This is a genomic window from Microbacterium sp. SCN 69-37 (genome assembly GCF_001724435.1).
Classification (GTDB): Bacteria; Actinomycetota; Actinomycetes; order Actinomycetales; family Microbacteriaceae; genus Microbacterium; species Microbacterium laevaniformans.
The window spans coordinates 31565-43261 of record NZ_MEEL01000016.1 but is presented as its reverse complement, the minus strand read 5'-3'; the positions used below and the strand labels follow the sequence as shown (position 1 = coordinate 43261).

Sequence of the window (11697 nt, the reverse complement as noted above, 5' to 3'; positions counted from 1 at the left end):
TCGGCATCCGACGTCGATCGGACGCCTGGGCTACGTCGCAACGGGTGAGACGTCCACGGTCACCTATGACTATGTGGATGCCGAGGGCCGGGCGCGCACGGCCACCGAGACCGACGAGCGCCTCGTGAAGGTGTGGAACGCAACCGTCGCCGACTCGCCAGCGAGAGAAACAACTTATCTTTCTGGCGATGGAAGGTCGCGCGAGCGAGCATGATTCTGGCGCATCTGGGGAGCGCCAGACGGGGATCGACTCACGCGCGGTTGTGCGTCCGATCGGACCGTCTTGTGACACGCCGGGGGGAGTGTCGCTCTGGGGCCGGGGGATTCACTCGACCCCAGAGCTCCCGCCCGATTCGCAGTCGCGCTCGTCCGTCTCGACCGGAACCATCAGCCCATACACCAGTGCGCGCACTCCGAGACCGAGAAGCGTCCACGCGCCTTCGGGGAATTCGTCCGATGCGCTCGCCGCGACGGTCGGGTGGGGGGTGCCTTCGATCGCCCGCAACGCGAAGCCCTCCGACATCGCTGCCAGCAGCTCGGTGAAACCCTCGATCGTGAGCGGGCTGCGCAGGCGCACGCCGTAGGCCTCCATGAGCCAGAGGTAGAACCGTGCGAAGGCCGCGGTGGATCCCTGGCGACGCTCTCGCGTCGCCTCCTGCAGCTCGGGCCAGGTCTCGGCCGCCGCCCGCAGAGCCAGGGTCACGAGGAACTGCTGCGCGTCCAGATCGTGGGTCGGATCGTCGGTGTCGAGTGTGATGCTCTGCACATGCGCGGCAGCCGCCGTGCGGATCACCTCGTCACCGTCGGCCGCCGCCGCGACGAGATCCTCGATCGCGGCACGCGGATACTCGGCGGGGTCGCTGCGGATGCGCAGCCGCACCATCGCCACTGCGAGGTCACGCTGATAGTCGCTCTGATCGGCCCACAACCGATACGCCGCTCCGGTGGTCAGCCCCGCCCGTCGCAGTACTTCCTGCAGACGGATGTGCTGCACACCGGCCGCCACCCCGCGCTCCAGCAGCATCTGCATGCCGACGCGCAACAACAGTGCGCGCGTTTCCTCTCCCGTGCGGCGGGCCATGGGACGAATCTACTCAGGGGAATGAAACCCGCAACGGTCTTGACAGTCTCGGCGGATGCCGAGGGTGCTCTGGCAGAATGGGGATGGCGAGGAACGAGGATCTCGAATGCCCGACCGTATCGCCCATCACCGCCGCTACCTGATGTGCCGACCCGAGCACTTCACGGTGCGTTATTCGATCAATCCGTGGATGGAGCCGGCGCGACCGACCGACACGGCCAAGGCCGTGCGTCAGTGGCAGACGCTGTACGACACGTACCTCGCCCTCGGACACGAGGTCGAACTGATCGACCCGCTGCCGGGACTTCCCGACATGGTCTACACGGCCAACGGCGGTTTCGTCGTCGACGGCCGAGCGCTCGGAGTCCGCTTTCGTGTTCCGGAACGGCGAGGGGAGGAGCGTCCGTTCATGGACTGGTTCGCCGCCGCCGGCTTCGAGGTGATCGAACCGGTCGAGGTGCAGGAGGGTGAGGGGGACTTCCTTCTCGTCGGCGACACGATCCTCGCCGGCACCGGATTCCGCTCCGTCGGTGACAGTCATCGCGAGGTCGCCGATGTCTTCGGCCGCGAGGTCGTCTCCCTCCGCCTGATCGATCCTCGGTTCTACCACCTCGACACCGCGATCTGCGTGCTCGATCCGGTCGAAGGTGAGGGCGGGGTGGATGCCGCGAACATCGCCTACCTGCCCTCGGCGTTCGACGAGGCGTCGCTGCGGCTGCTGGAAGAGCGTTACCCCGACGCGATCCTCGTGTCGGACGAGGACGGCGCCGTGTTCGGCCTGAACGCGGCATCCGACGGCCGTCACGTCTTCCTCTCCCCGCGCGCCACCGGGTTCGATGCCCAGCTGCGCGATCGGGGCTACGTTCCCGTTCCCGTCGACCTGTCAGAGCTGCTGCTCGGCGGCGGGGGCATCAAATGCTGCACGCTCGAACTGCGAGGAATGAAATGAGCTCCGCCATCTCCATCGACGAATCCTCCGCCGCCCTCATCGCGGCCGAGGACGAGCACGTCGCGCACAACTACCACCCGCTGCCGGTCGTCATCGCCCGCGGTGAGGGGGCCTGGGTGACCGACGTCGAGGGCAAGCGCTACCTCGATCTGCTGGCCGCCTACTCCGCCCTCAACTTCGGTCACCGCCACCCCGCCCTCCTGGCCGCCGCGACCGCGCAGCTGGGACGGGTCACGCTGACGAGCCGAGCGTTCCACAACGATCAGCTCGGCACCTTCGCCGCGGCGCTCGCGGAGCTGTGCGGCAAGGACCTCGTGCTGCCGATGAACACCGGTGCGGAGGCCGTCGAGACGGGGATCAAGGTCGCCCGCGCGTGGGCGTACCGCACGAAGGGCGTCGCCGCGGATGCCGCGACCATCATCGTCGCCGACGGCAACTTCCACGGGCGCACCACGACGATCGTCGGCTTCAGCGACGACGAGCAGGCTCGCGCCGGCTTCGGCCCCTTCACGCCCGGATTCGTCCGCGTGCCGTACGGGGATGCCGACGCCATCGCCGCCGCGATCGACGAGAACACCGCCGCGGTGCTGGTCGAGCCGATCCAGGGTGAGGCGGGCGTCGTCATCCCGCCCGACGGCTACCTCCGCGCCATCCGGGAGGTGTGCGACCGCGAAGGCGTGCTGTTCATCGCGGACGAGATCCAGTCCGGGCTCGCGCGGGTGGGTACGACGTTCGCCTGCGACCGGGAGCAGGTCGTGCCCGACGTGTACCTGCTGGGCAAGGCGCTCGGCGGCGGGATCGTGCCCCTGTCGGCGGTGGTCGCCGACCGCGACGTCCTCGGGGTCATCCGTCCCGGCGAGCACGGGTCCACGTTCGGGGGCAACCCGCTCGCGGCGGCCATCGGTGCCCAGGTGGTGCAGATGCTGGCATCGGGCGAGTTCCAGGCGCGCGCCACCGCGCTCGGTGAGCACCTGGAGGCCACGCTGGCACCGCTCGTCGGCAACGGTGTCACCGCGATCCGCGTCGCCGGGCTCTGGGCCGGCGTCGACATCGACCCGGCGCGCGGAACGGGACGCGAGATCGCCGAGCGGCTGCTCGCGCGGGGGGTTCTCGTGAAGGACACGCACGGACAGACGATCCGCATCGCGCCGCCGCTCGTGGTCCGTGCGACCGAGCTCGACTGGGCCGTCGAGCAGCTGCGGCTCGTCCTCGAGGGCTGAGAGCCGCCCGGCCTCAGGTCACGGAGACCGAGACCCGCGGCCACCCGGTCGCGCCGTCCGGCGCCGGTGGGGCGACCGTCGGCGTCTGCGGCTGCCCGTCGGTCCCGATCGCTCGTGCCACGATCGTGTGCGGCCCCGCCGTCGCCCGCCAGGGGAGGGACCACTGCACCCACGTGTCGGGCGAGATCGCGGTGGCGAGCGTCGCGTCCTGCCAGTCCCCGCCGTCGATCTGCACCTGCACACCGCGAACGCCCACGTGCTGCTGCCAGGCGACGCCGGCGATCACCGTGTCGCCGGCCGCGACCGTGTCGCCCCGCCGGGGGACGTCGATGCGGCTCGCGAGCTTGATCGGGCCCCGCTCGGACCACCCGCGCGGCGTCCAGTAGCCCTGCGCATCGGCGAAGCGCGTGACCTCCAGATCGGTCACCCACTTCGTCGCCGACACGTAGCCGTACAGGCCCGGCACGACCATCCGCACGGGGAAGCCGTGCGCGATCGGCAGCGGCTCGCCGTTCATGCCCACGGCGAGGATCGCATTGCGCTCGTCGGTGAGGGCTTCCAGCGGCGTGCCCGCGGTGAAGCCGTCGATCGACGTCGAGAGCACCATGTCGGCATCCGCCTGCACGCCGGCGCGCGAGAGGAGGTGACGGATCGGATAGCCGAGCCAGCGTGCGGTGCCGATGAGATCGCCGCCCACCTCGTTCGACACGCACGTCAGGGTGGTCACGCTCTCTTCGAGAGGGAGGGCGAGCAGCTCGTCCCAGCCGATCTCCACCTCGGTGTCGACCTTGCCGTGGATGCGCAGACGCCAGGTCGCCGGATCGATCTGCGGCACCGCGAGCGCCGTGTCGATCCGGTAGAAATCGCTCGTGGGGGTGATGACGGGCGCCAACTGCGGGATGCCGAGATCGGCGCCGGCCGGCACGCTCACGGTCGTCGTCGCGCGCGGAAGGGTGATCGCCGCACGGACCGCGGTGGCGGCACGGGCCCCCGTCTGCAGCGCCCACCCGCCGACGGCGGCCAGGGCTCCCGTCGCCGCCGCGCCGGCGGTCCAGAGGAGGAAGGTGCGGCGGGAGGTGCCCGCAGGCATCGCGGCGTTCGGCACGGCCCGTGGCGGTGCGGCCGCGAGAGCCCGCGGGACGAGCAGGCTCAGCCCGAGGAGGGTCGCCCCGGCGCCGACCGCCGGCGGCACGACGGCGAGGGCCGCGGCATCCGCCCGGGTGACGGCCGCTCCGGCGCCGACGAGACCCAGCACGACGACCAGCGTCTGCGCGGCTCCCATCGAACGGCGGGCGAGCAGACCCGCCGCCGCGCCCAGCAGGAGCAGCCCGAGGGCGACCGCGGTGACGAGCGCCGCCTTGTCGCCGGTGCCGAACAGAGCGATCGCGAGGTCCTTTCCCCACGGCGGGGCGAGGTCGATCAGTGCCCCGCCGACGGCGGCGATGGGACTCGCCCCCACGAGGGCGCCGGCAAGCTCGCCGAGCCCGGCACCGAAGGCGGCGGAGGCCGCGCCGGCGGCGGCTGCCCGTGCTCGCGTACGCATGCGCTGATCCTAAGTCGCCGCGGACGGCGCGCGGGCGGATGCCGCGGCATCCGTCGTCACACTCAGGAAACACGGCCCGGGCTAGGCTCATGGCATGGGTGACCTGTTCGACGGATACGGCTCGACGCTGGCTCCGCGCAAGACCGTCTCCGGCGTCGCGGCCTTCGACGAGATGTTCGCGGCGCCCGCCCCCGCCGGCGCCGCAGCGACCTCCCGTCCGGCGTACCGCGAGCTGTATCAGGCGCTCGCCAAGATGACTCAGGAGGAGCTGCGCGGACGCACCGAGTCGCTCGCCAGCTCGTACCTCGCGCAGGGCGTGACCTTCGACTTCGCCGGAGAGGAGCGTCCGTTCCCGCTGGACGCCGTGCCCCGTGTGATCCAGTACGACGAGTGGTCGAACATCGAGAAGGGCGTGCAGCAGCGCGTGCGCGCCCTCGAGGCGTTCCTCGACGACGCCTACGGCCACCAGCACTGCGTGCGCGACGGCGTGCTGCCGGCTGCGCTGATCGCCTCCAGCCAGTACTTCTACCGCCAGGCCGCCGGCATCCACTCGGCCAACGGCGTGCGTATCCAGGTGGCCGGCATCGACCTCATCCGCGACGAGAACGGCGAGATGCGGGTCTTGGAGGACAACGTGCGGGTGCCGTCCGGCGTCAGCTACGTCATCTCCAACCGTCGGGTGATGGCCCAGACGCTCCCCGAGCTGTTCGTCTCGATGCGGGTGCGTCCCGTCGGCGACTACCCCAACAAGCTGTTGCAGGCCCTCCGCGCCTCGGCCCCGCCCGGCATCGACGACCCGAACGTCGTCGTGCTGACGCCGGGTGTGTACAACTCGGCCTATTTCGAGCACACGCTGCTGGCGCGGCTCATGGGCGTCGAGCTCGTCGAGGGGCGCGACCTGCAGTGCGTCGGAGGCAAGGTCTTCATGCGCACCACTCGCGGGCCGCGCCGCGTCGACGTCATCTACCGCCGTGTGGACGACGACTTCCTCGACCCGCTGCAGTTCCGCGCCGATTCGATGCTGGGAGCGCCCGGCCTCATGCTCGCCGCGCGGCTGGGCAACGTGACGATCGCCAATGCCGTGGGCAACGGGGTGGCCGACGACAAGCTGCTCTACACGTACGTGCCCGACCTCATCCGCTACTACCTCGCGGAGGAGCCGATCCTCAAGAACGTCGACACGTGGCGGCTCGAGGAGCCGGCCGCCCTCGAAGAGGTGCTCGACCGGCTGGACGAGCTCGTCGTGAAGCCGGTCGACGGCTCGGGCGGAAAGGGCCTCGTGGTGGGCCCCGACGCGTCGCCCGCGGAGCTCGAGAAGCTGCGCAAGAAGCTCATCCGCGACCCGCGTGGGTGGATCGCTCAACCGGTCGTGATGCTCTCGACCATCCCGACCCTCGTCGAGGACGGGATGCGCCCGCGCCATGCGGACCTCCGTCCGTTCGCGGTCAACAACGGAGACGAGGTCTGGGTGCTGCCCGGGGGCCTGACGCGCGTGGCTCTGCCGGAGGGGCAGCTCGTCGTCAACTCCTCACAGGGTGGCGGCTCGAAGGACACCTGGATCGTCGGCGGCGACGCCCCCCACCGCGGTGACCGCGTCGTGCAGACCGCGGGCGGACTGGCGGGACTGGTCGCCGATCAGGCCTCGGTCACCGAGGCGATCCCGATCATCTACGACGCGCAGGGCGAGCAGTCGCACTCGCCGCAGGATCGCCCTCTGAGCACGCAGGAGCAGCAGGAGCAGCAGCAGCAGGGCCGCGATGCGCAGGAGGTGAAGCGACAGCCGCCGGTGCGGCGACAGCCGCCGGTGCGGCGACAGCCGCCGGTGCGGGATGCCGCGGCATCCACCCGCCAGCGTGTCCCAGAATCTGCCGTCTGCAAGGGCCTGGGGCGACCGGAAGTGGGACACGCTGCGCAACAAGTGGGACACGGTGGGCTGCAAGGGGGACGCGCGGATACGGCGGGTGCTGCGGGTGCGGTGCGTGCCGCGGGGGCGGATGCGGAGGTGATGCCATGCTGAGCCGGATCGCCGAGAGCCTGTTCTGGATCGGACGCTACATCGAGCGCAGCGACGGCACCGCCCGCATCCTCGACGTGCACCTCCAGCTGCTGCTGGAGGACCCCTGGATCGATGAGGACACGGCCTGCCGCTCGCTCATGGGTGTCATGGGCTCGGTGCCGCCACCACCGACGGTCGAGGTCACCCGCTCCGACGTGCTGACCAGCCTCGCCGTCGACCGCGCCAACCCGTCGAGCATCGCCTACGCCGTGCAGGCGTCGCGCGAGAACGCCCGCCGCGCGCGCGAGATCGTCTCGACGGAGCTGTGGGAGACGCTGAATACGACCAATTCGCGGATGCCGCGCCGCCTGCACAACGAGAAGGTGCACGAGTTCTTCCAGTGGGTGCGGGAGCGCTCCGCGCTCGCCGTCGGCATCACCGATTCCTCCACGAGCCGGGACGAGGCGTGGCAGTTCCTGACGCTGGGGCGGGCGATCGAACGCACCGACATGACCGCACGGCTTCTCGCGACGCGCGCGCTGACCGAGGCATCCGGTCCGTCGTGGACGACGATCCTGCGCTCCTGCGGCGCCTACGAGGCGTATCTACGCACCTATCGCGGGATGCCGAGCGCGTCCAACGCAGCTGAGTTCCTGCTGCTGGACCGGCTGTTCCCGCGCTCGATCATCTACTCGATCGCCCAGGCCGAAGCGTGCATGCGGGAGATCGACCCCGTGGCCGATCGGGTCGGCCACTCGAACACCGTGCTGCGGGCGCTGGGACGCATCCGCAACGACCTCGAGTACCGGCCGATCGGCGAGATCCTCAGCGAGCTGCCCGATCACATGGAGCGTGTGCAGAAGGTCACGCGGGAGGCCTCGGAAGCCATCCGCGGGCGCTTCTTCCCCACGCACGCCGAGCCGAGCTGGATCGGAGAGACATCATGATGCGGCTGCGCATCGAGCACACCACCGGCTTCGCCTATCAAGGAGACGTGGGGGCGTCGTACAACGAGGCGCGGATGCTGCCCATCTCCACCGACAGTCAGTTCGTGCTGAGCTCGCAGTTGGACATCGATCCGTCGACGAGCGTCAACTACTACCTCGACTACTTCGGCACTCGCGTCGCCGCCTTCGACGTGCTTGCCGGCCACCGGTCGCTGGAGATCACCGCCCGCTCGCTCGTCGAGGTGCGCCCGCGGCCGCTCGAGTTCCCCGAGCTGAGCTGGGAGCGGCTCGCAGCCGAGAGCGTGCGCTCGATCGGCACGGTGGAGATGCTCGGGCAGTCGACCCGCACGAGCCCGCATCCCGAGGTCGCCGAGCTCGCGCGCGACATCGCCGCCCGTCACGATGAGCCCGCCCGCGCGGCGCTGGAGATCGCGACCGCCGTCGGTGACGCGATGGAGTACATGCACGGCATCACCGGCGTGCATTCGACCGGTGCGGAGGCATGGGTCGAGCGCAAGGGCGTCTGCCAGGACATCACCCACATCACCCTCGGGGCGCTGCGCGAGGTCGGCATCCCTGCGCGCTATGTGTCGGGGTACCTGCATCCGCAGCCGGATGCCGAGGTCGGCGTGCCCGTGACGGGTGAGTCGCACGCCTGGGTGGAGTGGTTCTCGGGCGGCTGGCAGGGCTTCGACCCGACGAACAACGCCGAGATCGGTGACCGGCACGTGCTGGTCGGCCGCGGCCGTGACTACAACGACATCCCGCCGCTGCGGGGCGTCTACGCCGGCCCGTTCAAGAGCAACCTGCACGTGAAGGTCACCATCACCCGGGAAGCGTGACGCCTCCGCGGGGACTGCGCAGCGGCTCGGTAGGCTGAACCGGTGACGACGTGGCGCAGCTCGCAGAAGGCTGATCGTCGAGCACGCCTGCTCACGGAGGCCGCCGCGCTCTTCGCGCGGCGCGGGTTCGCGGCGGTGACCACCGTCGAGATCGGGGAAGCCGTCGGGATGAGCGGCCCGGCCCTGTACAAGCACTTCCGGAGCAAGGATGCGCTGCTGGCGGAGCTGCTTCTCGACGCGAGCGAGCGTCTGCTCCAGGGCGCTCGGGAGATCCTCGGTGCCGGCCCGGTGACGGATGCCGCCGCGGCGCGCGCTGCGCTGGACGAGCTCATCGCATTCCACATCGGCTTCGCGACCGCGGCCCCTGACATCATCCGCATCCAGGATCGGGAGCTGGCCGGACTCGACGCGGAGACCAACCAACGCGTACGGCGGCTGCAGCGCGAATACGTGCAGGACTGGGACACCGTGCTCGCCGCGGCCGTTCCTCGCCTGAGTGCGGCCGAACGCGAGACGCGGCTGCTCGGGGTCTTCGGTCTGCTCAACTCCACGCCCCACAGCGCGCCCGCCAGCGGTGCGGCGGCAGCCGGCATCCTCGCCGCGATGGCGCACCGGGCTCTGGTCGAGGGATGATCACGCCCGTCGCGGCGCCGCGGGCAGGCATCGCATGAGGGTCATGCGCGTCGCGGTGGCCACGACCTCGTCGCGCTGGTTGCGCATCGTGTGGGCGAACTCCACGATGCCCTGCCCCGGTCGGGACGACGACAGGCGCTTTCGGGTGATGAGCGTCTCGGCGTAGAGGGTGTCGCCGACGCGTACTGGCGCCGGGAACGCCACCTGGCCGAAGCCCAGGTTCGCCACGATCGTTCCCTGCGTGAGCTGGGCGACCGACAGGCCGACCAGCGTCGACAGGGTGAACATGCTGTTGACGAGGCGCTCCCCGAACTCGGTGCCCGCAGCCCACGCCGCGTCGAGGTGGAGCGACTGCGTGTTCATGGTGAGCGTCGTGAACAGCACGTTGTCGGCTTCCGTGACGGTACGCCCGGGGGCATGCACGTAGAGCGCCCCCTCGATGAACTCCTCGAAATAGAGCCCCCGCTGCTCGATCCGTGCCGCGGCGATGCCGTCGCTCATGCGTCTTCCCTCTCGATCGTGGCCACGACGCCGCCGCGGGCGACCTGATCGCCGGCGGCGACGGTCAGCCGCACGGTGCCGCCCACCGTTGCGCGCAGCACATGCTCCATCTTCATCGCCTCCACCGCGACGATCGCGTCGCCCACCTCGACATGGGCGCCCTCGTCGACCGCCACCATGACGACCGTGCCCGGGAGAGGGGAGGTGAGTGTGGGGGAGGCGTCGGCGGTGCGGTCCGCTCCATATGTCGCGCGGTGCTCGCGCACGAGAACCGCGTCTGCGTCAGTACGGAGCCAGACTCCGCCCGATCCCGCCGCGAACGCGAAGGAGCGTCCGAGACCGCCGATGCCGACCGTCGCCCGTCCCTCGTCGAGGGCGACCGTGGCGGCTCGCGGTCCGCCGTCACCGACCGCGACGCGCAGCGGCGACGCCCACACCCGCACCCGCTCCCGCCGCGCAGAGGTCTCGAGGTCGAACGCGCTCGGTACCGCCGGACCGAGCCGCCACCCGTCGGCGCGCGCCCAGGGTCCTGTCGGGCCGGTCGGACCCGTCGCGGTGGTGCCGGTCGGCTGTGCGTGCATGACGAGCGCGGCTTCCGCGAAGGTGCGCTCCGAGGTCTCGGGAAAGGGCAGGTGCTCGAAGACGCGGGCGATGAGCCCGGTGTCGAGCTCACCGGCGATGACTTCGGGCCGCTCGAGCAACAGCTTCAGGAAGGTGAGGTTGGTCTCGAACCCGAAGATCGCGGTCTCGGCGATGGCATCCACGAGACGACACCGCGCCTCTTCGCGGTTCGGAGCCCACGCGATGAGCTTCGCGAGCATCGGGTCGTAGTCGGTGGAAACGTCGAGGCCGTCCTCGAGCGAGGTGTCCACGCGGATGCCGGGTCCCGACGGGTGCACGACCCGTTCGACCCGGCCGCCGGTGGGCAGGAACCCCGCTTGCGGATCCTCGGCGTAGACGCGCACCTCGATGGCGTGGCCGTTCAGGCGCACGTCCTGTTGCCGGAACGGCAGCGCCTCGCCCGCCGCGATGCGCAGCTGCAGCTCCACCAGGTCGAGGCCGGTGATGAGTTCGGTGACGGGATGTTCCACCTGCAGGCGCGTGTTCATCTCCATGAAGAAGAACTCGTCCGGACGGTCCGCGGGGACGATGAACTCCACGGTGCCGGCGCCCACGTACCCGACGCTGCGCGCCGTCTCGCATGCGGCGGCCCCGATGCGGGCACGCGTCGCGGCATCCAGCAGGGGAGAGGGAGCCTCCTCGACGACCTTCTGATGCCGTCGCTGCAGCGAGCACTCGCGCTCCCCGAGGTGCACGATGTTGCCGTGGGAGTCGGCGATCACCTGCACTTCGATGTGCCGTGGCGTCGTGACGTAGCGCTCGAGAAACAGGGTGTCGTCACCGAAGGACGCCGCCGCCTCGCGCCGGGCGGCGGCGACGGCGGCCGGAAGCTGCGCCTCCTCCTCGACGACGTGCATCCCTTTGCCGCCTCCGCCCGCGGAGGGCTTGATGAGGACGGGGAAGCCGACTCCGGCAGCGCCGTCGATCAGCTCCGCGTCGGTGAGGCCGGCGCGCGCAAGCCCCGGCACGGTGGGCACACCCCGGGCTTCCACCGTCCGCTTGGCCGAGATCTTGTCGCCCATGATCTCGATCGCCTCGGGGCTCGGGCCGATGAAGACGATGCCGGCATCCGCGCAGGCGCTCGCGAAGGCGGCGTTCTCGGCAAGGAAGCCGAAACCGGGGTGGACGGCCTCGGCGCCGGTCTGCCGCGCGGCATCCAGCACCCGCTCGATGGACAGGTAGCTCTGAGCGGCGGGGGCGGGCCCGAGGCGCACCGCCTCGTCGGCGAGGCGGACGTGCACGGCATCCGCGTCGGCGTCGCTGAAGACGGCGACCGAGCGGATGCCGAGGCTCCGGAGCGTACGGATGATGCGCACGGCGATCTCGCCGCGGTTGGCGACGAGCACCTTCGTGATGGTGGTCAT

General features: G+C 70.6%; 10 protein-coding genes. 6 read left to right on the top strand and 4 right to left on the bottom strand.

Annotation, left to right across the window (positions count from 1 at the left end; translation table 11 throughout):
- Positions 1 to 325: 325 nt before the first annotated feature.
- Positions 326 to 1081, bottom strand: a complete 756-nt coding sequence (locus ABS64_RS01580) for a hypothetical protein (RefSeq protein ID WP_292680306.1) — start codon at positions 1079 to 1081, stop codon at positions 326 to 328.
- A gap of 106 nt (positions 1082 to 1187) precedes the next feature.
- Here ABS64_RS01580 and ddaH point away from each other — a divergent pair, with 106 nt between their 5' ends.
- Complete coding sequence (gene ddaH, locus ABS64_RS01575; protein WP_288119631.1) at positions 1188 to 2030, top strand: dimethylargininase; 843 nt, start codon at positions 1188 to 1190, stop codon at positions 2028 to 2030.
- Positions 2027 to 3250 carry an ornithine--oxo-acid transaminase gene (rocD, locus tag ABS64_RS01570; protein WP_061683819.1) on the top strand — a complete coding sequence of 408 codons (1224 nt, stop codon included), beginning with the start codon at positions 2027 to 2029 and terminating at the stop codon, positions 3248 to 3250. Before ddaH ends, rocD begins: the two co-directional genes overlap by 4 nt.
- A gap of 13 nt (positions 3251 to 3263) precedes the next feature.
- Here the strand turns inward: rocD and ABS64_RS01565 are convergent, their stop codons facing one another.
- On the bottom strand, positions 3264 to 4793 hold the full coding sequence (locus ABS64_RS01565) for a molybdopterin-dependent oxidoreductase (protein WP_292680303.1): 1530 nt from the start codon (positions 4791 to 4793) through the stop codon (positions 3264 to 3266).
- Between the two features lie 94 nt (positions 4794 to 4887).
- Between ABS64_RS01565 and ABS64_RS01560 the strand changes: the two genes are divergently transcribed.
- From ABS64_RS01560 to ABS64_RS01545, 4 genes are read left to right on the top strand one after another with little or no spacing between them, the layout of a single operon-like run.
- The gene (locus tag ABS64_RS01560) at positions 4888 to 6810 is read left to right on the top strand and encodes a circularly permuted type 2 ATP-grasp protein (protein WP_292680301.1); all 1923 of its coding nucleotides are present in this window, start codon (positions 4888 to 4890) and stop codon (positions 6808 to 6810) included.
- Positions 6804 to 7736 carry an alpha-E domain-containing protein gene (locus tag ABS64_RS01555; protein ID WP_005047726.1) on the top strand — a complete coding sequence of 311 codons (933 nt, stop codon included), beginning with the start codon at positions 6804 to 6806 and terminating at the stop codon, positions 7734 to 7736. Before ABS64_RS01560 ends, ABS64_RS01555 begins: the two co-directional genes overlap by 7 nt.
- Positions 7733 to 8578, top strand: a complete 846-nt coding sequence (locus ABS64_RS01550; protein WP_036286947.1) for a transglutaminase family protein — start codon at positions 7733 to 7735, stop codon at positions 8576 to 8578. Before ABS64_RS01555 ends, ABS64_RS01550 begins: the two co-directional genes overlap by 4 nt.
- 42 nt (positions 8579 to 8620) lie before the next feature.
- Positions 8621 to 9211, top strand: a complete 591-nt coding sequence (locus tag ABS64_RS01545) for a TetR/AcrR family transcriptional regulator (RefSeq protein ID WP_036286949.1) — start codon at positions 8621 to 8623, stop codon at positions 9209 to 9211.
- Here the strand turns inward: ABS64_RS01545 and ABS64_RS01540 are convergent, their stop codons facing one another.
- Both ABS64_RS01540 and ABS64_RS01535 read right to left on the bottom strand, forming a co-directional pair.
- Positions 9212 to 9712 carry a MaoC family dehydratase gene (locus tag ABS64_RS01540; protein ID WP_036286952.1) on the bottom strand — a complete coding sequence of 167 codons (501 nt, stop codon included), beginning with the start codon at positions 9710 to 9712 and terminating at the stop codon, positions 9212 to 9214.
- A complete protein-coding gene (locus ABS64_RS01535) occupies positions 9709 to 11697 on the bottom strand; it encodes an acetyl-CoA carboxylase biotin carboxylase subunit (RefSeq protein WP_292680296.1) in 1989 nt (662 codons plus the stop codon). The genes ABS64_RS01540 and ABS64_RS01535 overlap by 4 nt, the downstream gene beginning before the upstream one ends.